The organism is Sulfitobacter rhodophyticola, assembly GCF_041281685.2.
In the GTDB taxonomy this organism is placed as follows: Bacteria; Pseudomonadota; Alphaproteobacteria; order Rhodobacterales; family Rhodobacteraceae; genus Sulfitobacter.
This window is the reverse complement of record NZ_CP166251.2, coordinates 1,140,905-1,163,565: the sequence shown is the minus strand read 5'-3', so window position 1 is coordinate 1,163,565 and position 22,661 is coordinate 1,140,905. Positions and strand designations below refer to the sequence as shown.

Genomic DNA, 22,661 nt, shown 5'->3' with positions numbered 1-22,661 from the left:
AATGTCACGCTTTCGTTGTTAGTCTTGAAGCACCGGAAGCGCCAACCTGACTGGCGTGCAGCGTAAGGAGGACAATGTTCTGTCCATGCAAACTGACGCAGCTCAAGCTGCGGACCCACGGGCGACCTTGATGCAGGTCGCAAGTGATACCACCACAAGCGACGCACTGCTTGCAGCCGTCCTTGACTCCCTCACATCTGACAAAGCCGAAGACATCGTGCAGATCGATCTGCGCGGCAAGACCGAGATCGGCGACTACATGGTGATCTGTTCGGGCCGTTCGACCCGGCAGGTGGCTGCGATTTCGGAAAAGCTGGCGCAGAAGGTCAAGGATGACTTTGGCTTTTCTCCGAAGATGGAAGGCAAGGACATCGGCGATTGGGTGCTGATCGACACGGGCGACGTGATCGTACACGTTTTCCGGCCGGAGGTGCGTGACTTCTACCAGCTGGAGAAGATGTGGCTGGATGGCGGAGAAGCCGCCGTGCCGCAGAACTGATCCTTTAGGGCCCCGGCCTTGTGAAGGTTCATATCTGCGCTGTCGGGCGCCTGCGCGCAGGGCCCGAGAAAGACCTTATTGACGATTATCTGACCCGGTTTGACCGGACGGGCCGGGGCCTTGGCCTTGGCCCCGCAAGTGTGGCCGAAGTCGAGGATCGCAAGGGCGGCGGCATGGCGGCTGAAGCCGATCTGCTGCGTCGGGCCTTGCCGAAGGGGGCGGCAATCTGCGTGTTGGATGAGCGTGGCAAGGTCGAAACCTCCCCACAGTTCGCGCGTCGTCTGGCCGATTGGCGCGATGCAGGGCGCGGTGATCTGGCGCTGATCATCGGGGGTGCGGATGGCATTGATCCCGCTTTGCGCGGCCAGGCGGACCATGCGCTGTCGTTCGGCAAGATGGTCTGGCCGCACATGCTGGTCCGGGTCATGGTGGCCGAACAGCTATACCGCGCCGCTGCGATCCTTGCGGGTACGCCCTATCACCGGGTCTGAGAATGGGTCAGGGAAGGCGGTATTGCGTGACGCCGGATGACCAGCCGCCCTTCGAATCGCTGGCTTGAATGCCGACACTGGTGACCCCGTCAGGGATGGCTACGCCGGACAGTGACCGTGTAAAGGGCTGTTCGTTGACATGCGGATGGGCCAGCCTGCGCAGGCCAAGCACCCCGCCGTTCGCATCCAGAATACGCCATCCATCCGCATAATCGTCCCACCCCGTGTCGCCGTGGCTGAGCGTTACATCGAATGTCCATGAACTGCCGTTTTTTTTCGCCTTCACATGGTTGATGACCGGTGGGTCGGCAAAGGCGGGCGTGGCAGAAACAAGGGCCAGTATCAGAAGCGGTCGGGTTAACATAATGATCACCCTGGATTGTAATGTTGGCATAAATGCGCCGATATTCGTGAAATTAACATATAAGTTAACGTACTATCTTTCCAAGAGCACCTCACGTGAGCGAGAGGCGAATTCCCGCCGCCAGATCACCACCAGTGTCAGGAAGGCAGCCCCAAGCAGCGCAATGGGTCCAGCAAGCCACGCCGCCGATGCCAGACCGAAATAAACCGCCCGCAGACCGCGATTGAACCCGCGCGCCGCGGCAACATTCAATTCAGCAGCCTTGGCAGCCATGCGCGGGGCGTCCGGGTGGGATGGGTCATTCGGTGTTGCCGCCATCAGCACGGAACAATAGCCAAAAAGCCGGTTCGACCAGATGAATTTAAGAAAGGCATTGGTGAGGAAAAAGACAATCAACAAAATCTTGATTTCCCACACGATTTTCGGATGCATGGTTGAAATCAACTCTTCCGCGACGCCAGACAGGCTTTCGGTGTTGCCGATCAGGGCAAGGCACCCGCCGATGGCAATGACGCAGGTCGATGCCAGAAAGGATGTGCCCTGCCGCAACGTTGACAGCGTCTGCGCATCGAAGATGCGGGGTTCCCTCGTGATCATCTGGCGCATCCATTCGCGGCGATACTCTGCCATAATCTTCGAGACGGACTGCCTTTTCGCGCTAGGATGTTCAATGCGCCAGCCGACCGCGAGCCAGATCACCAGCATGGTGCCCACGGCGATCATGTCGAGCGGCGAAAACAGGATGAGACGGTCAAGTAATGTCATGGCGCGTTATTAGAGTTTGGCGATAGAACTTGCCAGACTGCAAAATTGGTAATATTAGTTTACCAAAGAGGAGATGCACGATGGAAATGCCACAGCCTGATCCTGCCATTCTGGCGCGCAAGGCGCGCGTCGTCTCGCGGTTGCAAGATGCGCTGCCGAAAGATGCGGTTATCCATGATGTTGCCGAAACCCGCGCATATGAGTGTGACGGGCTGAGCGCCTATCGCTGCCCGCCCATGGTTGCCGTTCTGCCGCGCAACACCGATGAAGTGTCAGCGATCCTGCGGATTTGCCATGAAGAAGGTGTGCCGGTCGTGCCGCGTGGGGCCGGTACGTCACTGGCCGGAGGGGCGTTGCCCACCGCCGACAGCGTGATCCTTGGTGTGGCGCGCATGGCGGATGTGCTGGAGGTCGACTATGATGACCGGCTCATTCGCGTGCAGACGGGTCGTACCAACCTCAGCGTGACAGGTGCGGTCGAATCCGATGGGTTCTTTTATGCACCAGACCCCTCCAGCCAGTTGGCCTGTGCGATTGCAGGGAACATCGCGATGAATTCAGGTGGGGCGCATTGCCTGAAGTATGGCGTGACCACAAACAACTTGCTGGGCATCAAGATGGTGCTGATGGACGGCACAGTCACGGAATTGGGCGGTGGGCACATGGATGCTGGTGGTCTGGACCTGCTTAGCCTGATCTGCGGCTCCGAAGGACAGTTGGGTGTGGTGACCGAAGCCACACTGCGCATTCTGCCCAAACCCGAAGGCGCGCGGCCCGTGCTGATGGGATATGACAGCAGCGAAGTGGCGGGGCAGGTGGTCAGCGATATCATCAAAGCAGGTATCCTGCCGGTGGCGATTGAATTCATGGACCGTCCCTGCATCGAAGCCTGCGAGGCTTTTGCCAAGGCAGGCTATCCGATGTGCGAGGCCCTGCTGATCGTCGAAGTTGAAGGATCGGAGGCAGAGATCGACGCGCAACTAGGTCTGATTAAGCAGATTGCGTCCAAGCACAACCCCGTCGAACTGCGCGAAGCAGCGGATGCGGATGAAGCCGGGCGCATCTGGCTGGGCCGTAAATCGGCCTTTGGTGCGATGGGGCAGATCAACGACTACATGTGTCTGGACGGGACCATCCCGGTGTCGGAACTGCCATTGGTGCTGCGCCGGATCGGTGAGATGTCGAAGGAATACGGGCTGGATGTGGCCAATGTGTTCCACGCAGGCGATGGCAACATGCATCCGCTGATCCTCTATGATGCCAACAAACCCGGCGATCTTGAACTTTGCGAGGCGTTCGGGGCGGATATCCTCAAGCTGTGCGTCGAGGTTGGCGGCTGTCTGACAGGTGAACACGGCGTCGGTATTGAAAAGCGCGATCTAATGAATGTGCAGTTCGAACCGCAGGACATGGCCGCGCAGATGGCGGTGAAAGACGTGTTCGATCCGCAGTGGTTGCTGAACCCCGCCAAGGTGTTCCCGCTGGAGACCAGCGCCCTCCACCGGCAGGTTGCCGCAGAATAGACAGGAGTGGGCGCCATGCAGCGACCGAAAACCGAAGACGCGGTTGCCGCAATCATTGCGGCGGCCAAGGGGCCCCTACGGATCGAAGGCGGCGGGACACGGCCCATCGGACGCCCGGTTGAGGGTGATGCGCTTTCTTTGTCGGGTCTGCAGGGTATTACACTTTATGAACCTGGCGCGCTGACGCTGGTTGCAATGGCAGGTACGCCAATGGCGGACATCGACGCCGCCCTTGCCCGCGAAAAGCAGATGCTGGCGTTTGAGCCTTCGGATATGCGCACGCTGCTCGGCACGAAGGGTACGCCAACCATCGGGGCGGTCGTTGCGGGCAATGTCTCCGGTCCGCGCCGGGTGTCTGCTGTTGGTGCATGCCGGGATTCGCTGTTGGGTGTGCGGTTCGTTGATGGCGCAGGTACCGTGCTGAAGAACGGCGGGAGGGTGATGAAGAACGTCACCGGCTATGATCTGACCAAGATGATGTGTGGTGCGTACGGCACGCTGGGTGCGCTGACGGAAGTATCGTTGAAGGTGCTGCCGCGCCCGGATGCGGCAGCGACTGTGACATTGGAAGGATTGGATCCGGGACGTGCTGTTGCGGCGATGTCGGCGGCATTGACCACACCGTTCGAAGTCACCGGCGCGTTTTACGGACCCTACGCAGACGGTGGGGCCCTGCATCTGCGGGTGGAGGGGATGGAAAGCTCCGTCGCCTACCGCGCAGGCGAATTGGTCAAGGGCTTGGCTGCGTTCGGCGAAGCTGCGGTTCAGGCGGATGTGGAAAAGACAGCCGCGCTTTGGACGGACATCCGGGACATGACTTATCTGGCGGACCGATCATTCGTCACGCGGACGTCCCTTCGGCCCAGTACTGCTGCGGATTTCATCGCGGCAGTGAATGAACATACCGGGATGACCCACTACCTTGACTGGGGCGGTGGCCTGATCTGGAGCGGGGCACAGGCGGGTGATGCCGATCTGATCGCGCATATGCATACCCATGCCGCGCGGCTGGGGGGACATACGACACTGATCAAGGCGCCCGATGACGTGCGCGCTACCGTCCCCTCATTTCAACCTGAAAATGCCATCGTGGCGGCGCTGTCCGAAGGGCTCCGTGCCAAATTCGATCCTCGCGGGATCCTCAACCCCGGAGTGATGACCTGATGCAGACGACCTTCTCTCCCGAGCAGCTCAAGGACCCCGGCACCGCGCGCGCGAACGAGATTTTACGCGCCTGCGTGCATTGCGGTTTTTGTACTGCGACTTGCCCCACCTATCAGGTGTTGGGCGATGAACTCGACAGTCCGCGGGGGCGTATCTACCTGATCAAGGACATGCTGGAAAATGAGCGAGTGCCGGATGAAAAGACGGTCAAGCACATTGACCGATGCCTGTCCTGCCTTGCCTGTATGACAACCTGTCCATCTGGCGTGCATTATATGCATCTGGTTGATCATGCCCGCGCCTATATCGAACAGAACTACAAACGTCCCATCACCGACCGCGCATTGCGCTGGGTGCTGGCCCGCATTCTTCCTTATCCGATGCGGTTCCGTGTGGCGTTGTGGGGGGCCAAGATGGCGCGGCCCTTTGCGGGGCTGATGCCCGATGCGCGCCTGCGCGCGATGATCGAGATGGCGCCCAAAGTGGTGCCCCCCGTCAGCCGCAATGACGATCCGCAAAGCTTCGCGCCCGAAGGAACCCGCAAGAAACGCGTCGCCCTGATGACCGGTTGTGCGCAGAAGGCGCTGAACACGGATATCAATGATGCCACCATCCGGCTGCTGACGCGGATGGGGTGCGAGGTGGTGGTGGCCGAAGGCGCGGGATGCTGCGGGGCGCTGACGCACCACATGGGCAAGGAAGACGAAAGCCACGCAACGGCGGCGCTGAACATCAGGGCGTGGTGTGCGGAAATGGATGGCGACGGGCTGGATGCGATCGTGATCAACACCTCCGGTTGCGGCACCACGGTCAAGGACTACGGCCACATGTTCCGCAACGATAGTGTGCTGGCGGCGGATGCGGCGCGGGTCTCTGACCGCGCCGTGGACATATCCGAGCTGTTGATTGATTTGCGCAAGGACGGGACGGCGGAAATGGCCGCCCCGAAGGAACCTGTGCCCGATGGCATTGTTGTCGCCTATCACGCCGCCTGTTCGTTGCAACACGGTCAACAGATCAAGACGTACCCCAAGGACCTGCTGAAACAGGCGGGATTTGCGGTCGTGGAACCGGCGGATGCGCATCTGTGCTGTGGATCGGCCGGCACCTACAACTTGATGCAGCCCGAAATTTCGGCGCAGCTGAAGGACCGCAAGGTGAAGACGCTGGAAGCGCGCAACCCCGATATCATCGCGGCGGGCAACATCGGCTGCATGATGCAGATCGGCTCGGCGGCCTCCATGCCGGTTGTGCACACGGTGGAACTGCTGGATTGGGCATGGGGTGGACCAAAACCCCCCGCGTTAAGCGGAGACCGGCCACAAAAGGATCTCGTGCCCAAATTACGGTAAGATTTTGCCTTAGTTTTGCCCCAACTTTGCGGCATCTTCACGACGTTGCTTGTTTTGGGGTGCGTTTTGCTGCGTTTACTGGCTCTTTTTTCGATGGCTTTTGTCGTCACGACGACGGCTCTGGCACAGGATGCGGCGCTGAAGCGCCTGGACTCCGGCGTGGATGCGGATGCATGGGAAGCCGTGGGGCGTCTGAATATCGGTGGAACCGGGTTTTGCACTGGGGCACTGATTGCACCGCAACTGGTCATCACGGCGGCGCATTGCCTGTTTGACCGCGACACCAAGCAGCGGATTAATCCTGCAGAGGTCGAATTCCTTGCAGGATGGCGCAACGGACGCGCAGGGGCCTATCGCAACGTTCGCCGCGCGGTCGTGCATCCAGAATACTCCTACGATGGTGAGGTTTCTTCAGGCCGGGTGCGTAATGATCTGGCCCTGCTTGAACTTGAACGCCCCATCCGCAACACCACCATTACGCCCTTTGCAACCGGCGCACGGCCCCGGCCCGGCGATTCTGTCGGTGTGGTCAGCTATGCCCGTGATCGTGCCGAAGCCCCCACCTTGCAGGAAGTCTGCACCGTGATCACCCAGCAAGAAGGCGTGCTTGTAACCTCCTGTTCGGTTGATTTCGGGTCAAGCGGCGCGCCGATCTTCACGGTTCTGGACGGCAAGGCGCATATCGTTTCGGTGGTGTCTGCCAAGGCGGAAGTGGACGGTGCGCAGGTGTCGCTTGGCACGTCGCTGGGCGCGCCGCTGGCGCAGTTGCAGGCGGATCTTTTGTCGGGCAAGGGTGTCTATGATGCGTCCGGCCCCGGTCGGAAGCGAATTGTGGTCGGCAATGACGATCGTGATACAGACGCAAAGTTCGTCCGGCCCTAGGGTCTTTCCCATCAGATTCATTGCGTTTTTTGCATGCCTTCAGGGTCTTGAAACCTGCGTTGGGGCTTCCCAGATATGTCTGGTCAGGACGCCTAGACAGGGTTCTGGCACATGCAAACCGGGTCTGTCCGTCGTTGGAAGGCCCACAACATAATCGCTCAAAGATGAGGATGACACATGCGTACTTTTGATTTTGCACCGCTCTACCGGTCCAGTGTCGGTTTCGACCAGATCGCAAACATGATGGACAGGGTATTGAGCAACGAGGGGTCGACCCCCAGCTATCCACCTTACAACATTGAAAAAACCGCGGATGATGCATATCGCATTTCGATCGCGGTTGCCGGGTTCTCTGACTCCGACCTGAGCGTTGAGGTCCGCGAGAAAGCGTTGATCGTTTCAGCCCGCAAGGCGGACGAAGAGGAAGGCAAGACCTTCCTGCATCGCGGCATCGCCACCCGCGCGTTTGAGCGGCGTTTCCATCTGGCCGATCATGTGCAGGTCACCGGGGCGGCGCACGCGGACGGCATGCTGCACATTGATCTGGAACGGCAGGTGCCCGAGGCCCTCAAGCCGCGCCAGATCCAGATCGCGTCGGACACACGGTCGATTGAAAAAGATGTCGTGGACGCGTCTGCGGTCAACTAAGCGCCCGCATCTCTGACAGGAAAGGCCCGGTGCAGTGCGCCGGGCCTTTTTCGTTTCACCTTGCCTTGGTTCAAATCTGCCGGGTGCCATCGGCAAACACCTGTTTCCAAGCAAGAATATCGTACGACTGCCGCAGGCCGGTCGGCCAGAACGGGTCTTCCTTCACCAACACCTCAACGGCTGCGGCGTCTGGCGCATCAAGGATCCATAGGCCCCCCGCACCAGTTCCATCCTCAGCAGTAAGCGGCCCGGCGGCATCAATCGTATCCCGGTGACGTTCCAGAAAATCAAGGTGCAACGGCATGTGGGTTTTGCGAACATCAGGATCGGCATCGGGGTTGTCCCTGAACAGGATGATGAACTTCATACGGGCCTCCTTGGGGATGGACGGTATCAGGCTATCACTGCGTGAGTGTGGATTGATGCAATGATCTTGCAGCGTTAACCTGCAAAAATGCAGAGCGTTAACTGGAATGATCTAAAATATGTTCTGGCGCTCCACCGGGCGGAGACGCTCGCGGCTGCCGCGCGGAGACTTGGGGTCAGCGATACAACCGTATCGCGCCGTTTGGCGGTGTTGGAGCATGCGCTGGACGCACCGTTGTTCATTCGCAGTGACGCAGGCCGCCACATCCTGACCACGGCGGGGGAGTTCGTTCTGGCGCGTGCCGAAGCAGTGGAGCGGGAAAGCCGCGCTCTGGAGGATGCGTTGGGGCGGCAAGATGCGGAACTTGTGGCGACAGTGCGGATCAGCGCGGTGCCTATCGTGATCAACCGCATTTTGATTCCCGCGGTGTCATCGCTGCACGACCAACATTCCGGCATCACAGTCGAACTGGTCCCGGACAGCCGCAATCTGGATCTGACCAAACGCGAGGCTGATCTCGCATTGCGGTTTTCGCGGCCCGTGGCAGGTGGGCTCAGGGTGCGGGCGGCGAAGCTGGCTGAAATCGGGTTCGCTGTCTTTGCTTCGGCGGCTACCGCGCCGTCGCAGATGGTGCCGTGGATCCTGTATGATGACACGTTGGGCAGTTTGCCGCAGGCGCGGTGGATGGCGGCGCGGGTGGGAAAGACCGGTGACGCCATCGCGCCGATTCGTGTGACAGATGCAGATACGGCATTGGAAGCCGTGGCATCGGGGGTCGGACGGACCTTGCTGCCGGTCAAGGTGGGCAAGGCGGACGCGCGGCTGCAGCTTGTCGAACAGGCGTGCCTTTCGCCGCTGCCAAGGCGTGACATCTGGCTGCTGTCCCATGCGGATGAAGCGGACCGCCCGGTCATCGTCGCAGTCAAGGCGTGGCTGGCAAAGGTGCGGTGGTAAAGCGGGCCGCGCTGGCCCGCCTTGATGTTTACTGCGCCGACAGGCTTTGCGCCAGACGCATCAGCCGGATCGCTTCGGCGCGGCTGCCGTAGGGGTCGGCGCCCTTGGTTGCGTTGGCCAGATCAATGGCGTCGGCATAGGTCCAGTCACCCACGTAGGTCCCACCGCGCAGCAGTTGGCCGAAGCCCGCAATGGCGGCGGCGAAAGTGGCGGGCGCGGTTTGCGCGGTCGTGATCGGCGTTTCGATCAGCGCGCTGTCGGTCTGGCCCGGTGTCTTGTAGCGCAGCCGCAGGAAAGCCAGTTCGTCGCTTGGCCCGCCCGCGTTTTCAGCGGTGCCATAGCGCAGCGGATCGTTCAGTTCCGCCGGAGAGCCAGCAGGCGTCAATTCATACAACGCTGTCACCTGGTGGCCCGCGCCGATGTCACCCGCATCCACCCGGTCGTTGTTGAAATCCTCACGCCGCAGGGCACGGGTTTCATAGCCGATCAGGCGGTATTCGGAGACGGTGGCGGGGTTGAATTCGACCTGGATCTTCACATCGTTGGCGATGGGGAAAAGCGCGCCGGTCAGTTGGTCGACCAGCACCTTCTGCGCCTCGGCCAGCGTGTCGATATAGGCGGCCTGCCCGTTACCGTTCTGCGCCAGCGCCTGCATGGTGGCATCGTCAAGATTGCCGCGGCCGAACCCCAGCACGCTGAGGTAGGTACCTGTTTCGCGCTTGTCCGCGATGTAGGTTTTCAGCGCCTCGGGGTCCGACAGCCCGACATTGAAATCACCGTCCGTGGCAAGGATCACCCGGCTGACCTCGCCCTCCTCAGTCATGGCACTGGCGGTGGCATAGGCTTGCTGCAAACCGGCTTGCCCGGCGGTGGAACCACCTGCATCCAGCAAATCAAGCGCTGCAAGGATCGTGCTGCGCTCTGATGCGGCGGTCGGAGCAAGCACTTCACCCGCGCTACCGGCGTAGGTGACGATAGCGACTTCATCCTCAGGCCGCAGTTGCGACAGCATCAGGCGGAAGCTTTGTTTGAGCAGTGGCAGTTTATCGGGGCTGTTCATCGAGCCTGACGTGTCGATCAGGAAGACAAGGTTCAGCGGCGGGCGGTTGTCGACGGCGGGCATGTCGCCCTGCAACGCGATTTGCAGCAGCTGCGTGTCCGGGTTCCACGGCGTCTGCGTCAAGGAAAGTGTTGGCTCAAAGGCTGTGCCAGCCTCCGGTGCAGGATAATCATAGGTGAAGTAGTTCACCATTTCCTCGATCCGAACGGCGTCTTGCGGGGGCATCATTCCGCCCGTCAGTGACCGACGGATGACCGAATAAGATGCCGTGTCGACGTCGATGGAGAAGGTGGAGACGGGGGATTCCGCCGTGATCTGCACCGGGTTTGCCGGGGCGTTGGCGAAGGTTTCGGTGTTGGTTTCCGGCAGGGCGATGGGCGCTTCGTGATCCAGCACAAGACCGGAAACCGCCTTGCGGCTGCGGGTGACTGCCATCGGGGCCATGGGTTCAGCGGCAGAATCCACTTGCAGTGAGATTTCCGGGTCTTCCACGATGACTGCTTCTTCGGGTGCGGGTGCGGGCAAGACGGCCGGGCTGACCTCTGGTGCGGCTTGCGTGCGGGTGTCCAGCCCGCCGGGCAGGCGCAGTGCGTCGCCCAGCGGAGTGATCATTACAAGGCCGACAGCGACCAGTGCGGTTGAAGCCGTAAGCCCGGCGCGGGAAGAAATAAAGTTGGAAAACATGTGAGCTACTCCTGAAAAGACGCCCCTTTTCGGGCGATCAGAAGTAGGACGCGCGCCATTCTGCGATCCTTGGAGCGCATCGTAGTTTTCTTGCGCCAGCGCGATGTTTTCCGCGCGCCGCGCAGGGTCGGGACGCGGGGTTGCCGCATCCATCAGATCCCTGAAATCTTTGAGGTCGTCGCTCATTGCTCTTCCTCCTTGCGCATCTGAGACAGCTTTTTCTTGGCCTCCGAGATTCGCCAGCTGATCGTCCCTTCGGAGACATTCAGGACGGTGCCGGCCTCCGCATGGGTCATATCGTCCAGAACCACCGCCAGCGTATCGCGCAGATCGGGGGGCAAGGCCCGCATGGCCTGTGTCAACCAGTCGACCGCTTCAGCCGTTTCCGCGTCCCCGGCGCGTCGGTTGACCTCCCAATCTCCCCAGCCGTCGGCGGCTTTGGCCTGTGTTGCCTGTTTACGGCGGCGGTCATGCGCGGCGTTCACGGTGATCCGGTAAAGCCATGTCGTAAAAGCCGCATCACCGCGAAATCCGCGCAATTTGACAGGCAGGGCCGCGCAGATGTCCTGCGTCAGGTCTTCGGCTTCGGCCTGCGACCCTGTCAGACGAAAGCAAAGGCCGAACAGCCGATCGTACTGCCGCTCCAGCAGGGTGGCGAAGGCGGCCCTGTCACCGTTTGCGGCGGCCTGCGCCAAGCTGGTATCGCTGGTTTCCATTAGCATTACTGAAGTATGACGGGGCTGGATGGTCAATCCTTGGTGGTTGATGCGGATTTTTTTCAAAGGGGCACGGGCGATGGGTGCAATTTCGATTTGGCAATGGGCGGTGACAGATGATCTGGGAACGCTCTTTGCCCGGCTCATCTCTGCGGACGAGGCGACTTTCGCGCGCATCGCGGCGGAAGGTGTTTCCGGCAAACGGCTTGAAGACATGGCTGCGGCGGCAGAGGCGAAGATGCGGGCGATGGGCCTGCCCGAGGCTGAGCTCGCGACGATGCTCAAAGGCCTTGAAGCCATGCTGGAGGAGGAAGCCGATTGGGCGGATGCCGCAGCGGCATATGCCGCACCGGAAGTCGGGCTGGCGACATCGCATATGTTCTATGACGATCCCTATGCGGCGCTGGATTACGAAGAACGCGAGGCGCAGGTCGCCGTGTTGTTCGAGCAGTACAAGGCCGCCATTGCGCAGGCCGTCGGTGCGCCCGGCAGTGGGCTGGCCGACGCATTCGGTGTGGGGCTGGAGCAGCTTTATCGTGCAGAAGACGCGGATGTTCTGATGGACACGGGGTTGGTTGCACTAAGCTGGATCTGGTCGCACGAAGGTGCCGTTTTTACGCTGAACCAGCATCAGGAAGACAAGGAGTTGCCGATTGACGTGACCTTTGCGCGGATGCCGCTTGCGGATTTTGATGCCCTCAAGGCCAGGGTACTGGCAGCGCAATAAAAAGGGCCGCTGCAAGAGCGGCCCCTTGTTGTCAGGCAGGTCGGATCAGACCGACATGCAGATGTATTTCATTTCCAGATAATCCTCGATCCCGTGGTGGCTGCCTTCGCGGCCAAGGCCGGATTGCTTGACCCCGCCGAAGGGCGCGACCTCGGTCGAGATGATTCCGGTGTTCACGCCGACGATGCCGTATTCCAGCGCTTCAGCGACCTTGTACACCCGGGAAAGATCCTTGGCGTAGAAGTAGGATGCAAGGCCGAAGATGGTGTCGTTGGCCATGGCGATCACGTCGTCTTCGCTGTCGAACTTGAAAAGCGGCGCGAACGGGCCGAAGGTTTCGTCTGTCGCGACCTGCATGTCCTGGGTCACGCCTGTCATGATGGTGGGGGGCAGGAAGTTGCCGTCCATAGCACCATTGCCGCCAAGGATGACGGTGGCACCTTTTGAAGTGGCGTCGTCGATGTGCTCTTTGACCTTTTCGCCCGCCGCCGGGTTGATCAGCGGGCCAAGGTCCACACCTTCCTCGAACCCGTCGCCGATCTTCATCTGCTCCACACGGGCCTTCAGTTTCTGCGCGAAGGTGTCATAGACGCCCGCCTGCACGTAGATGCGATTGGCGCAGACGCAGGTCTGGCCGTTGTTGCGGAATTTGCACAGGATCGCGCCTTCGACGGCGGCGTCCAGATCGGCATCGTCAAACACGATGAAGGGTGCGTTGCCGCCCAGTTCCATGGAGCATTTCATCACCTGATCGGCCGCCTGTTTCAGCAGGATGCGCCCGACTTCGGTGGAGCCGGTGAACGTGATCTTGCGCACTGCGGGGTTTTCACAGAATTCCTTGCCCGCCTCGGAGGAGGATTTTGTCGGCACCACGTTGAACACGCCCGCCGGAATGCCCGCCCGTTCGGCCAGCACGCCCATGACGATGGCGGAAAGGGGCGTTTCGGTGGCGGGACGCGCAACGAAGGAACAACCGGCTGCCAACGCAGGTGCAGCCTTGCGTGTGATCATCGCGTTGGGGAAGTTCCAAGGCGTGATCGACGCCGCGACACCGATAGGTTGTTTGATCACGGTGATGCGCTTGTCACGCTGGTGGCCAGGAATTGTCTCGCCGTAGATGCGCTTGGCCTCTTCCCCGAAGAATTCGATGAAGGACGCGCCATAGCCAATTTCGCCCTTGGCTTCGGCCAGTGGCTTGCCTTGTTCAGCGGTCAGGATCGCGCCCAGATCATCCTGATTTTCCATCATCAGATCGAACCACTTGCGCAGAACGCCCGCGCGTTCCTTACCGGTCCAGCTGGCCCATTCCTTTTGCGCCGCTTCCGCCTGCGCGATGGCCCCCGCCACCTGCGCGCGGCTCAGGTTTGCCACCTTGGCCACCACATCGCCACGTGCGGGGTTGGTGACATCAAACGTCCCGTCATCGCCGTCCACCCACTTGCCGCCGATATAGGCGCGGGTTTCCAGCAGGCTGGGGTCCTTGAGCATGGATTTCAGATCGGTCGTCTTGCTGGTCATCAGATGTCTCCGCTTTTGTTTGTGGCACCCAAAGCAACATTGGCTATGATTGTCCAGTTCCGCTTTGTACCCTTTGCGATGCGGAGGCATATCAGGGAGACGATCGATGAAGCTTGATGAGGCCTACAAGAACGGTGAATACATCGCCGGGGCGGATCAGTTCCCGCTGCGCTGGGAAAAAGCGGCCGTTGCCTTTCGCGACAGCCTTGGCGCGCGGGCGCAGGTCGGCGTTTCCTATGGCCCATCTTCGCGTCAATCGCTAGACATGTTCATGCCCGAAGGGGTGCCGCGCGGCACGGCGGTATTCGTGCACGGCGGGTACTGGAAAGCCTTTGACAGCAGTTACTGGTCGCATCTGGCGGCGGGTCCCATGGCGCGCGGATGGGCCGTGGCGATGCCCAGCTATGATCTGTGTCCCGATGTGCGCATCAGCGATATCACCCGCCAGATTGCCGCCGCCGTGACAAAGGTCGCGGACCGTACGCACGGTCCCATCGCGCTGGCGGGCCATTCCGCAGGCGGACATCTGGTGGCCCGGATGATGGACCCGCTGATCCTTCCCGTCGAAGTGCGCGACCGGATCGAAGCGGTGGTGCCCATCTCTCCGGTCGCGGATCTCGAGCCGCTTTTGGAGACCTCGATGAACGAGGTGTTCGGATTGGACGTCAAAGCCGCGCAGGCGGAAAGCCCGGTCAACATGACGCCGCCGCACGGGGTCAACGTGACCGTCTGGGTCGGGGCAGAGGAAAGACCAGCATTTCTGGAACAGGCCGAAGCTCTGTCGCGTGCTTGGGGCGCGCGTCGTGTGGTGGCCGAAGGCAAGCATCATTTCGATGTGATCGACGCATTCGCCGATCCGGAAAGTGACATGATCAAGGCATTGATCGGCGCGTGAACACAGCATCGGCAAGCATGGCGGAGAACCTGCGCCTTTATCCGTGGTTCAAGTTCGCACAATCGCTGCTGTTCTGGCAGGCGGTCTGGTTCCTGTATTTCCAGCAAGAGGTGTCACCCGCTGCGGCCATCGCGCTTTACGCGGTCTACGACATCTCGGTCACGCTGCTTGAAGTGCCGCTGGGCGTTCTGTCTGACCGGATGGGGCGCAAGCGGACGCTGATCGCAGGCGCGCTTAGCGGTGCGGTGGGGTCGGTTCTGCTGGCGATGGGCGATGGATTTCTGGTCTTTGCGGCGGGACAGGTCCTGATCGGCGCAGGCGCCGCATTTGCGTCAGGCACCGACAGTGCGACCCTTTACGAATCCCTTGCCGCGTCGGGCCGCGAGGACGAGGTCGAGACGCAGGAAACCCGTGCCTTGCAGTTTTCATTGTGGGGGTTTGCCGTATCGGCGGTGGCGGGAGGCGCCATGGCGCTCTGGTCGTTTCCCGCGACATTCTGGGCGGCGGCGGTTGCGATGCTGGTGGCGCTTGCGCTTGCGATGCGCCTGACGGAGCCCCCCCGGGAGCAAACCGTCGGCCCGACCATCGGCCAGATCGGGGCCCTGCGCGCAGCTATGGCACAGCCGGTGCTGCGCTGGATATTTGTTCTGGCGATGGTGATGTACGGGTTCAGCCATCTGCCGTTTGTCTTTGGTCAGCCGTTTATCGCGTCTGCCTTGGCGGATGTGGGGCTTGGCGATGAAACCCCACTGGTGAGCGGGGCCGTCTCTGCCGTGATGATGTGGATGTCCTTCTTTGCGTCTCTCTATGCCATTCGGCTGCGGGGGCGGTTGGGGCTGACCGGGATCTTGCTGCTGGCCTTCGGGATGCAGATCGGGCTGATTGCCGTGCTGACCCTGACGCAAAGCTGGATCGCGATTGCGGTACTTTTCCTGCGGATCGTGCCTGATGCGCTGTCGCATCCTTTCAAGATGGGGCGCATCCAACCGCTGCTGCGAGACGAGGTACGGGCGACCTATGTGTCGATGCAGAACCTTGCGGGCAAGCTGGCCTTCGCGGTGTCTTTGTTTGTCGCGGCGGGGGCCGCGTCGAACGTCGCGGAGATGCCTTACGCGGATATCCGCGCGATACTGGGCTGGTATGTGGCGGCGGGGGCCATGATCTGGACCGGTCTGGCGCTGACCGCGCGGCGGGCGGGGGTCGATCCGGCCCCGCCTCCCCCGCGTACCTGACCCTTTTCAATGCACCGGGGTTTTGTCACACTTGGAGGAAGTGGGGATGTAAAAAGGCGTAACATTCCCTATATTGAGAATAACTGATCATAAAACAGGGACATGAAATGGCGAATTTGGATGCACAAGTGCGGGAATCCCAGGAGCAGGTGGCACAGGCCCAAGGCAAGATCGCGGAACTGACCGCCCGTATCGAGACCGCGCGCGCCAAGATGAAGACCGGCGACGACGCAATGATCGACATCGAGAACGCCTCGCTTGAGGATGTGCATGCCCATACGGAGGTCATGAACGCCAACATTGCCGAGCTGATCATGGGGCTGGACGATGTAACTGCCGGGTTCAGCCGCGATTTCGACGAGATGCGCAACAAGACGGGCTGGGAAAGCTTTGTCGGCATCTTTTCCTCCGCCAAGGCGGACAGCATGCGGCAGGAACGCGTGCGCACGGCGTCCATCGATGACAAGTTGCAGGACCTGATTTCCAAGTCAGACACCATCGTGCAGTTGCTGGAAGGTCAATTGGCAATGCTGGAAGAGCAGAAGGTCAAGGTGGAGGCGAACCTGACCGAGACGCTGGACGAGCGGGAATTTACCGTGGGTGAATTGGAGGCTCTGCGCACGGATATCCAGGGGATGGACCCGGAGATCATCAAACTTGAAAACGCCATTGCGTCAGAGACGGATGCCGCCAAGCGCACCAAGCTGGAGACGCAGTTGGCCGATGCCAACACCCGCTATAATGCGATGGTGCAGGAGGAACAGGTGAAGTTGGCGAAAAGCCAGACGCTGGAGCGGTATATCGAGAAGGGCAAGACCTGGATCGATTCACTGCAAAACCAGGCGGCGACGCAGATGGTGTTGATCAACAAGCTCCAGACGGACACGAAGCAGCGGGTTGTTCTGTATGATGCGCTGACCAAATCGCTGAAGACCGCACAGCAGCAGGATGTGGCCCACCGGATCAACGAGATTGGCGTGCAGACGGATCAGGAAGCGCAGTCTGCCATGGCAGGCATCGGTGCAGCAACGAACGCGCGGATGGCGGAGATGATGGAAAAGCACGAGGATCATATGGTTTTCGCGCGGGAGGTGCTGGAGGCCAAGGCGAAAGCGGACGAACGCTTTGCCCGGCGGTTCCAGAAGATCATCGAGAAGCATGACAGCAATCAGTATGGGGCGTGAAGACGGACGCGAGCACGCATCCTACGGGGTGAGGCTGAAACGCTATTCTGTATTGACTGTAGGCATTGTTGTACTTTCGACTTCGCTTCTTTTTGATCTCTCGATTTGGCTGATCGGCTTAGGTTTTTTGCTGGTTGTTGTCGGCCTTGTATCGCTGGGTGGATGGAGCGGTGATGGTGACAGGTCCGGTTTGGGCAAAGGGGGTGACGGCAGTGGTGGATACTGAGTCTGTGACAGACCACACCCCCAACAAGGACCACATTGGCCTGTCCGATACATTCGCGTCGCGCAGGTACTTCCGCAAATTTGAGGGCATCATGCAGCATATGCTGCGGGTGGCGGGTGTGATGGAGGCCGAAGGGCAGCTGACGCGGGATGAGGTGGTGATCCTCACGCGCTATGCCACGCGGCTGACGTTTACGTTTCGCGCGCTGAGCCTGAAGTACCTGTTGGTGGGGCGGGAGACAGGTCGGTTCTTCGGTTCGCTTACCATGGACGCGCGGGACAGTGGCTTTCCCGTGGCCGAAGAGATCATGACGATGGCCAATGATGCGCAGCAGGCAGCGCGGCATCTGGAGGATATGCCGAGTGATGAGGCGCTGAAGGATCAGATGGTGCATACCATTCTGAGCGACCGCAAGGTGCCGACGAAGCTGCAATTCGCCCTGTCACAGCGGCTCTATTACGAAGAACTGGCGAAGGGGGATCTGTTCTGGGTGCAGAACGATCCGGAGGCGGAGTGGATGGTCACCCATTCGGATGGGCGGCGGACGTTCAGACTGCATTGGGCGAGCTATGACAGCCAGGTGAACCTGCCGGTCATCTACATGATGGAGGTGGAAGATTCTGGTGACACGGGCCTGCCCAAGGACACACGGCGCTGGCCGGAGGTGCAAGCGCATCTGAGCGCGCAGGCGCTGGGCGGGTTGAAGTTGCTGACCATCGCCAAGGGGTTTGACGAGGATTTCGATGATCTGCATCCCAAGCGGCTGCGGCGGTTTCACCTTGGGCCGATGTATAGCCACGCGTTCACGCAGCAGGCGGGACCGCTGCGCGAGGTTCTCGCGGAAGCGCGCGCGCGCGAGGGGCAGGATTGGGCGCTGGTCTGGACCGAGGAGGAGTTGGTCAGCGACCGGGTGATCGAGGAAAAGTCGGGGTGGTTTTCAAAAGTGGAGCGAGAGGTGTTCGCGCTGGATCCGTTTGGGGCCAAGGGTGCGGATCTGGGCGCGACGCGGGTAGAGCGGAGCATCATCCTGCCGCAGCGGCCCTATCAGGTGTTGGAAGAGAAGAACCCGCCTGGGTTCGGGTCGGTGCGGAAATTCGTGGTCTCTCCCAAGGGGCGGGTGTTGCAATACTAGATTTAAGCTCTCCGAGGGGGTTTTTAGAACCATTTGGAAGGGCAGGGGCGCGCGCCGGTTTAGACTGAGCGTTGTTCGAGATGAAAAGGATTGAGGGATGAGCCAGACGTCGGATGCGATGGAATTGCGGGAAGAGGATATTGCGGGGCATATGGCTGTCGCTTTGGCCTTGCTGACGGGGTTTGATCACGCGCCGCGGATCGGGAACGCGGTGGCGGAGCCGGGGCAGGAGAAGTCGAGTGGTATTGGCACCCGGCGGCGGTTTCGGTCCACGACGCCGGGGTTGGTGACCCAGCGGCGGGTGCCTGCGGGCGCGGTGCAGTTGCTGGCACGGATTGAGGGTTCGGATGGCGGCGATGCGCTGGTGTCCCCGCAGCAAGCGGTGGTGATGAACGTGTTGCGCCGGGCGATTGCGATTGCGTTGGCGGTGGCGGAGAATGTGGCGGAGCAGTCGGGGCTTGGTGATTTGAAGCGGGCCAATCTGGAGGGGTCGTTGCCTGCGGCGCGAAAGTCGGAGTTTTCGGAATTGTTGGCGGCGGAGGCGTTGGTGACGCTTTTCGTGTTCGGGAATGCGACGGCGTATTTGTTGTCGTCGCATTTGCCGGAAGTTTCCGTTGAGGTTGGTGATGTGGATGAGGTGCTGACCGACAATGGTCAGACCGCGCTGCATGGGGCGCTGTGGGAGTTGGATCAGGATATCGCGGCGCATGGCTCCGACGATGAGCGGCTGGTGGGGACCGTGGCGGCGTTTGCGGAAGTGTTGATGGAGAAGGTCGCTTTGCGCGCGCAGACAGCGCCGCGGTTGGAGGGGTTTGCGGCGGCATCCTGGCGGGTGGAGGCGGATGATTTCACGGTGTCGGGGTTCTCGCCTGCGTCGAAAGCCAAGTCGACCACGCTGACCATGACGTTCAAGAAGCCCAACGAGGTCGTGGGCAACCATATTGCCAAGTATCAGGCGATGAAGCTCAGCAAGATGTTGATGGCTTATGACTTCGACCGCCGGTTGAACCCGTTTGCGGAACTGGGCGGGTTTATCTTCACCTTCATGGGCGACGGCGCGCCGGGGACGGGGAAGACGACGCTCATTCAGATGATGGCGGGGCTGATTTCGGAGTATTGCGGCAACGCGGGCTATCCGTTTCGGTATCAGAACCTTTCGACGGATAACATCGATAGTTATCAGGGCAAATCGGGGCAGAACGCGAAGGCGTTTATCAATAACATCATTGATCCCAGCGTCATCGGGTTTGGGACGATTGACGATATTGATCAGCTGGCGGGCAAGCGGGGGGATCGGCAATCTTCGGCGGGGCAGTTGGAGATTACGGCGGTGTTGATGGAGAGCTTTGCTGGGGCGAATACCGTCGTGCGCGGCAATTGCACATTTGGGATGTTCTCGAACTATCCGGAGAATGTGGACGACGCGTTGCGGCAGCGGGCTGGAGCACGGTTCCTCGTTGATGGGCCGCAGACGCGGGAGGATTACGTGGACATCTTGTTCCTGCTGATGGGCAAGAACCATGACATTCCGCTGGGCGAGCATAACGTGTTTGAGGCGCAGGCGATCAAGAAGGCGGTTGCGGCGTCGTTTGAGGGGCATTCCAAGCCACATGAGGCGGGGTTGTTGAAGGTGTACGAGGCGGTGCGTGCTGAGATTGGCGAGTTGGATACGATCAACAAGCTGGGGACGTATCTGAAGGGCATTCAGGAGGCGGACCCGCGGTTCACGGGGCGGGCGATCAAGAACATCACGGATGCGGTGAAGGTCCGGGCGATGGATTTTGAATTGCCGGATGAGTGGATGTCGGAGCCTGATCTGTTTCTGTTCAAAGGGTACGATGAGAAGAAGGCGATGATCGAGGGGATGCGGCAGGAGATCACGGTGGAGATGGTGGTGCAGGAGATCAATCGGTACGCGGATTCAGAGTTCCGGTATGCGGATAAGTCGGATGAGGTGGCGATTGCGAATGCTGTGCGAGATATGGAGCGGATGGCTGCGGCTAAGAAGCGGTATTTGTCGGGGGGTGAGGGGTGAGTGAATTCTGGGAGAGAGTCTTTGAGTATGCCATTGCGATTGGCCTTGGAGTACCCGCGACCTTACTCACTTTAGTGTTTCTCCATTGGATCATGAGTCCAAAAGTCCGGTTTTCTGAGAACATCAGGCATATTTACTCCAAAGAACTGAAGAGACCACATTACTCTATAAAAGTTCAGAAGATTGGTTACTTTGACTTAATTGACACAACTGCTGTTGGCAGGATTGCCGTTCAAGGCATTAACGAAAATTTGCCCGAATTCTGGAGCTATTACGTATTGCCAATGAGTTTTTCGAACTCCTTGGTCTTAAGCACCAACAAGAGAGCAATGAGACTAATTTTGCCTGATGTAATGGAGTTGAAGGAAGGCTCGGGTTCCATCATCAGATCAAAAATCACTATCGGTCGCCCAGAGTTGGGAGTACGTCTCGAAGATATATTCATGAGGTTTCCCGACGCTTACGTGCAAGTTCAGCTTATTGGGCACGACAGTTTTAGCGGGGTAAAGAAGCTTTACCAGTCGCCTAAGTACCGTTTTCATAACATCCGTAATGGGAAGTGGAACGGTATGGAATTGGAAATTGACCATGGTTCTCAGTATGCATAGGGCAAACCAAAAATGAACCGCCTTATCCGCTCCGGCCTCATGTTCGGCAACCTCGTCCACATCGACAGCCCCGCGCTTGTGGACCGCTATAACCGTGCGCTGCATCATCTCACGGGCAAACGCACGGAACTGACCGACTTCCACGTCGATATCTCCGGCTGTTCCCCCGAAGTCGGCGATGAGCTGCAAGACGACCTCTATCTCAACCACCAAGGGGTGAACCGCCAATTCATTCTGCTGAGCATGGAGCAGCGCAGCGCGCCTCTGCTCAACACCAAATTCTCGACCTCGCGGGATATTCTCAAACGCTTCTTTGCGGAGAATGAGGCGCAGTTGTTTGCCCTGACCGCACGAGACGCGGTGGCGGGGGAGTTGGTGAATTCGGTCTTTGATGTCTCCACGCCCGCGCGGCTTTTTGACATTCGGCGGATCACGATTGAGGCGGATACGACTGCGGGCACCGTGGCCAATGCGGCGCGGCTGGGCGAGATGGTGGAGCGGTTTCGGACCGAGCCGGACGGCTGGTTCGATGATGTGTTGATTGCGGATATGATCGGGCTGGCGGGCAAGACGGGGGATGTGCTGCGCAATCCGGTGCGGCTGAAGGAAATGTCGTTTGATCAGCGCAATTTCTGGACGGCGCATTTTGGCGGGCTGTACTTGTTTCAGGACGTGGCGCACCCGGCGGTGATTGCGCCATCGGGGGCGAAGGGGCTGGGGGAATTGCCGCTGCCGTTTGCGTTTGATGCGAGCCAGCCCAATCAGATTGCACAGTTTTTCGAGTTAAACGGGCTGACAGAGACCATTGTGGAGGCGCGGGGCGTGGATGCCGCCGCCATCCTGCGGCAGAAGATGGATTTCATTCTGGTCGATGCGGTGGCGGGGAGCCATCAAGGGTTGAGCGGGGCGAGCCGGGCGGACATGCGCAGGCTGGCGCGGATCTATTGGGATCAACTGCCGCCCGCGTTTCATGCGCTGGCGTCCCTTGTAAACTGGGCGGAGAGTGGCGGGGCCTGGCCGCGCATCACCTCGGATCATCCGGCGTATTTCTATACGCTTCGCGCTGCGGATACCCCCGATGCAGCGCTTGTGAACATGCTGCTGGCGGAACTTGCGCCCAAGGACGTGCGGCAGTTGTTCATCTGTCACAAGGAATTGTTCTTCCGCACCTACGCGGGCTGGCCGGAGGCAAAGAAGGCCTATGTGGTTGATTTCCTTGAGGCGGAATATCAAGTAGATAAGGCAGGCGCGCGCAAGGCGCTCTTTGGGCATGAACCTGAAATGGCGGAGCCGGAGGTGCGACGCAATGCAGCGCCGGAGATGATCGCGCGCGTCGGTCCGTGGGGCGCGGTGAAGGGGAGAGGCAGATGATTGCACTGGTGCGTTTGTTGATCATGGGCTTCGTCGTTATGACCGTCGTCTATGTGTGCCTGTCGTTCTATTCACGGTCGGTGCGGCGCGGGAAGCTGGAAGAGAAATGGCATCAGGGGCCGCAGAAGGTCGACAAGCAGACCTTTGTGCAGCGCGGGCTGGAGCGGTATGACGGGTCGATCCGGAAAAAGCTGATCTGGGGTGTCTATGTGGTGCCTATGGTGCTGGTGGTGCTGATCATCTATCTGACCAATCATAGCTGAA

24 protein-coding genes are annotated in these 22,661 nt (G+C 60.0%); 18 read left to right on the top strand and 6 right to left on the bottom strand.

Annotation, left to right across the window (positions count from 1 at the left end):
• The first annotated feature begins 85 nt into the window (after positions 1 to 85).
• Positions 86 to 499, top strand: coding sequence for a ribosome silencing factor (rsfS, locus tag AB4X18_RS06725; protein WP_370399362.1), 414 nt, complete (start codon positions 86 to 88; stop codon positions 497 to 499).
• A 20-nt stretch (positions 500 to 519) separates the two neighbouring features.
• Positions 520 to 990 (top strand): 23S rRNA (pseudouridine(1915)-N(3))-methyltransferase RlmH, encoded by a 471-nt coding sequence (gene rlmH, locus AB4X18_RS06720; protein WP_370399361.1) that lies wholly within the window; start codon positions 520 to 522, stop codon positions 988 to 990.
• 7 nt (positions 991 to 997) lie between these two features.
• On the opposite strand, the gene AB4X18_RS06715 is transcribed toward rlmH, so the two are convergent.
• Together AB4X18_RS06715 and AB4X18_RS06710 are read right to left on the bottom strand one after the other, a co-directional pair.
• Positions 998 to 1,354: a hypothetical protein gene (locus AB4X18_RS06715; protein WP_370399360.1), complete on the bottom strand. Its 357-nt coding sequence runs from the start codon at positions 1,352 to 1,354 to the stop codon at positions 998 to 1,000.
• Between the two features lie 72 nt (positions 1,355 to 1,426).
• The gene (locus AB4X18_RS06710) at positions 1,427 to 2,119 is read right to left on the bottom strand and encodes a DUF599 domain-containing protein (RefSeq protein ID WP_370399359.1); all 693 of its coding nucleotides are present in this window, start codon (positions 2,117 to 2,119) and stop codon (positions 1,427 to 1,429) included.
• An 80-nt stretch (positions 2,120 to 2,199) separates the two neighbouring features.
• On the opposite strand from AB4X18_RS06710, the gene AB4X18_RS06705 reads away from it, so the two are divergent.
• The 5 genes from AB4X18_RS06705 to AB4X18_RS06685 all read left to right on the top strand — a co-directional run bounded on the left by AB4X18_RS06705 (position 2,200) and on the right by AB4X18_RS06685 (position 7,688).
• Complete coding sequence (locus tag AB4X18_RS06705) at positions 2,200 to 3,642, top strand: FAD-linked oxidase C-terminal domain-containing protein (RefSeq protein WP_370399358.1); 1,443 nt, start codon at positions 2,200 to 2,202, stop codon at positions 3,640 to 3,642.
• Between the two features lie 15 nt (positions 3,643 to 3,657).
• Positions 3,658 to 4,806, top strand: a complete 1,149-nt coding sequence (locus tag AB4X18_RS06700) for an FAD-binding protein (RefSeq protein WP_370399357.1) — start codon at positions 3,658 to 3,660, stop codon at positions 4,804 to 4,806.
• Positions 4,806 to 6,158, top strand: coding sequence for a glycolate oxidase subunit GlcF (gene glcF, locus AB4X18_RS06695; protein ID WP_432817215.1), 1,353 nt, complete (start codon positions 4,806 to 4,808; stop codon positions 6,156 to 6,158). The genes AB4X18_RS06700 and glcF overlap by 1 nt, the downstream gene beginning before the upstream one ends.
• 93 nt (positions 6,159 to 6,251) lie before the next feature.
• Positions 6,252 to 7,040, top strand: coding sequence for a trypsin-like serine peptidase (locus tag AB4X18_RS06690; RefSeq protein WP_370399355.1), 789 nt, complete (start codon positions 6,252 to 6,254; stop codon positions 7,038 to 7,040).
• 177 nt (positions 7,041 to 7,217) lie between these two features.
• On the top strand, positions 7,218 to 7,688 hold the full coding sequence (locus AB4X18_RS06685; protein ID WP_370399354.1) for an Hsp20 family protein: 471 nt from the start codon (positions 7,218 to 7,220) through the stop codon (positions 7,686 to 7,688).
• Positions 7,689 to 7,758: 70 nt separating this feature from the next.
• On the opposite strand, the gene AB4X18_RS06680 is transcribed toward AB4X18_RS06685, so the two are convergent.
• Positions 7,759 to 8,055 (bottom strand): YciI family protein, encoded by a 297-nt coding sequence (locus AB4X18_RS06680; protein WP_370399353.1) that lies wholly within the window; start codon positions 8,053 to 8,055, stop codon positions 7,759 to 7,761.
• An 87-nt stretch (positions 8,056 to 8,142) separates the two neighbouring features.
• Here AB4X18_RS06680 and AB4X18_RS06675 point away from each other — a divergent pair, with 87 nt between their 5' ends.
• Entirely contained in the window at positions 8,143 to 9,009 is an 867-nt protein-coding gene (locus AB4X18_RS06675; RefSeq protein ID WP_370399352.1) for a LysR family transcriptional regulator, read from the top strand.
• Positions 9,010 to 9,037: 28 nt separating this feature from the next.
• On the opposite strand, the gene AB4X18_RS06670 is transcribed toward AB4X18_RS06675, so the two are convergent.
• The gene (locus AB4X18_RS06670) at positions 9,038 to 10,939 is read right to left on the bottom strand and encodes a vWA domain-containing protein (protein WP_370399351.1); all 1,902 of its coding nucleotides are present in this window, start codon (positions 10,937 to 10,939) and stop codon (positions 9,038 to 9,040) included.
• On the bottom strand, positions 10,936 to 11,469 hold the full coding sequence (locus AB4X18_RS06665; protein WP_432817214.1) for an RNA polymerase sigma factor: 534 nt from the start codon (positions 11,467 to 11,469) through the stop codon (positions 10,936 to 10,938). Before AB4X18_RS06665 ends, AB4X18_RS06670 begins: the two co-directional genes overlap by 4 nt.
• 79 nt (positions 11,470 to 11,548) lie before the next feature.
• On the opposite strand from AB4X18_RS06665, the gene AB4X18_RS06660 reads away from it, so the two are divergent.
• The gene (locus AB4X18_RS06660; RefSeq protein ID WP_370399350.1) at positions 11,549 to 12,196 is read left to right on the top strand and encodes a hypothetical protein; all 648 of its coding nucleotides are present in this window, start codon (positions 11,549 to 11,551) and stop codon (positions 12,194 to 12,196) included.
• A gap of 45 nt (positions 12,197 to 12,241) precedes the next feature.
• Here the strand turns inward: AB4X18_RS06660 and AB4X18_RS06655 are convergent, their stop codons facing one another.
• Positions 12,242 to 13,714, bottom strand: coding sequence for an NAD-dependent succinate-semialdehyde dehydrogenase (locus tag AB4X18_RS06655; RefSeq protein WP_370399349.1), 1,473 nt, complete (start codon positions 13,712 to 13,714; stop codon positions 12,242 to 12,244).
• A 106-nt stretch (positions 13,715 to 13,820) separates the two neighbouring features.
• Between AB4X18_RS06655 and AB4X18_RS06650 the strand changes: the two genes are divergently transcribed.
• From AB4X18_RS06650 to AB4X18_RS06610, 9 genes are all read left to right on the top strand, one after another.
• On the top strand, positions 13,821 to 14,609 hold the full coding sequence (locus AB4X18_RS06650) for an alpha/beta hydrolase (protein ID WP_370399348.1): 789 nt from the start codon (positions 13,821 to 13,823) through the stop codon (positions 14,607 to 14,609).
• Positions 14,606 to 15,841 carry an MFS transporter gene (locus tag AB4X18_RS06645; protein WP_432817213.1) on the top strand — a complete coding sequence of 412 codons (1,236 nt, stop codon included), beginning with the start codon at positions 14,606 to 14,608 and terminating at the stop codon, positions 15,839 to 15,841. The genes AB4X18_RS06650 and AB4X18_RS06645 overlap by 4 nt, the downstream gene beginning before the upstream one ends.
• 107 nt (positions 15,842 to 15,948) lie before the next feature.
• Positions 15,949 to 17,025 carry a hypothetical protein gene (locus tag AB4X18_RS06640; protein WP_370399345.1) on the top strand — a complete coding sequence of 359 codons (1,077 nt, stop codon included), beginning with the start codon at positions 15,949 to 15,951 and terminating at the stop codon, positions 17,023 to 17,025.
• Positions 17,000 to 17,251 carry a hypothetical protein gene (locus AB4X18_RS06635; protein WP_370399344.1) on the top strand — a complete coding sequence of 84 codons (252 nt, stop codon included), beginning with the start codon at positions 17,000 to 17,002 and terminating at the stop codon, positions 17,249 to 17,251. Before AB4X18_RS06640 ends, AB4X18_RS06635 begins: the two co-directional genes overlap by 26 nt.
• A 4-nt stretch (positions 17,252 to 17,255) precedes the next feature.
• Positions 17,256 to 18,383: a hypothetical protein gene (locus tag AB4X18_RS06630; protein ID WP_370399343.1), complete on the top strand. Its 1,128-nt coding sequence runs from the start codon at positions 17,256 to 17,258 to the stop codon at positions 18,381 to 18,383.
• A gap of 97 nt (positions 18,384 to 18,480) precedes the next feature.
• Complete coding sequence (locus tag AB4X18_RS06625) at positions 18,481 to 20,418, top strand: AAA family ATPase (protein ID WP_370399342.1); 1,938 nt, start codon at positions 18,481 to 18,483, stop codon at positions 20,416 to 20,418.
• Positions 20,415 to 21,026: a hypothetical protein gene (locus AB4X18_RS06620; protein WP_370399341.1), complete on the top strand. Its 612-nt coding sequence runs from the start codon at positions 20,415 to 20,417 to the stop codon at positions 21,024 to 21,026. The genes AB4X18_RS06625 and AB4X18_RS06620 overlap by 4 nt, the downstream gene beginning before the upstream one ends.
• 12 nt (positions 21,027 to 21,038) lie before the next feature.
• On the top strand, positions 21,039 to 22,397 hold the full coding sequence (locus AB4X18_RS06615) for a DUF6638 family protein (protein ID WP_370399340.1): 1,359 nt from the start codon (positions 21,039 to 21,041) through the stop codon (positions 22,395 to 22,397).
• The gene (locus AB4X18_RS06610; RefSeq protein WP_370399339.1) at positions 22,394 to 22,660 is read left to right on the top strand and encodes a hypothetical protein; all 267 of its coding nucleotides are present in this window, start codon (positions 22,394 to 22,396) and stop codon (positions 22,658 to 22,660) included. Before AB4X18_RS06615 ends, AB4X18_RS06610 begins: the two co-directional genes overlap by 4 nt.
• The last annotated feature ends 1 nt before the right edge of the window (position 22,661 follow it).

Excerpts from the sequence above, each read along its gene's own strand:
- rsfS (WP_370399362.1), top strand. The coding sequence starts at position 86 with ATGCAAACTGACGCAGCTCAAGCTGCGGACCCACGGGCGACCTTGATG.
- AB4X18_RS06715 (WP_370399360.1), bottom strand. The coding sequence starts at position 1,354 with ATGTTAACCCGACCGCTTCTGATACTGGCCCTTGTTTCTGCCACGCCC.
- AB4X18_RS06710 (WP_370399359.1), bottom strand. The coding sequence starts at position 2,119 with ATGACATTACTTGACCGTCTCATCCTGTTTTCGCCGCTCGACATGATC.
- AB4X18_RS06705 (WP_370399358.1), top strand. The coding sequence starts at position 2,200 with ATGGAAATGCCACAGCCTGATCCTGCCATTCTGGCGCGCAAGGCGCGC.
- AB4X18_RS06700 (WP_370399357.1), top strand. The coding sequence starts at position 3,658 with ATGCAGCGACCGAAAACCGAAGACGCGGTTGCCGCAATCATTGCGGCG.
- glcF (WP_432817215.1), top strand. The coding sequence starts at position 4,806 with ATGCAGACGACCTTCTCTCCCGAGCAGCTCAAGGACCCCGGCACCGCG.
- AB4X18_RS06690 (WP_370399355.1), top strand. The coding sequence starts at position 6,252 with ATGGCTTTTGTCGTCACGACGACGGCTCTGGCACAGGATGCGGCGCTG.
- AB4X18_RS06685 (WP_370399354.1), top strand. The coding sequence starts at position 7,218 with ATGCGTACTTTTGATTTTGCACCGCTCTACCGGTCCAGTGTCGGTTTC.
- AB4X18_RS06680 (WP_370399353.1), bottom strand. The coding sequence starts at position 8,055 with ATGAAGTTCATCATCCTGTTCAGGGACAACCCCGATGCCGATCCTGAT.
- AB4X18_RS06675 (WP_370399352.1), top strand. The coding sequence starts at position 8,143 with ATGCAGAGCGTTAACTGGAATGATCTAAAATATGTTCTGGCGCTCCAC.
- AB4X18_RS06670 (WP_370399351.1), bottom strand. The coding sequence starts at position 10,939 with ATGAGCGACGACCTCAAAGATTTCAGGGATCTGATGGATGCGGCAACC.
- AB4X18_RS06665 (WP_432817214.1), bottom strand. The coding sequence starts at position 11,469 with ATGGAAACCAGCGATACCAGCTTGGCGCAGGCCGCCGCAAACGGTGAC.
- AB4X18_RS06660 (WP_370399350.1), top strand. The coding sequence starts at position 11,549 with ATGGGTGCAATTTCGATTTGGCAATGGGCGGTGACAGATGATCTGGGA.
- AB4X18_RS06655 (WP_370399349.1), bottom strand. The coding sequence starts at position 13,714 with ATGACCAGCAAGACGACCGATCTGAAATCCATGCTCAAGGACCCCAGC.
- AB4X18_RS06650 (WP_370399348.1), top strand. The coding sequence starts at position 13,821 with ATGAAGCTTGATGAGGCCTACAAGAACGGTGAATACATCGCCGGGGCG.
- AB4X18_RS06640 (WP_370399345.1), top strand. The coding sequence starts at position 15,949 with ATGGCGAATTTGGATGCACAAGTGCGGGAATCCCAGGAGCAGGTGGCA.
- AB4X18_RS06635 (WP_370399344.1), top strand. The coding sequence starts at position 17,000 with ATGACAGCAATCAGTATGGGGCGTGAAGACGGACGCGAGCACGCATCC.
- AB4X18_RS06625 (WP_370399342.1), top strand. The coding sequence starts at position 18,481 with ATGAGCCAGACGTCGGATGCGATGGAATTGCGGGAAGAGGATATTGCG.
- AB4X18_RS06615 (WP_370399340.1), top strand. The coding sequence starts at position 21,039 with ATGAACCGCCTTATCCGCTCCGGCCTCATGTTCGGCAACCTCGTCCAC.
- AB4X18_RS06610 (WP_370399339.1), top strand. The coding sequence starts at position 22,394 with ATGATTGCACTGGTGCGTTTGTTGATCATGGGCTTCGTCGTTATGACC.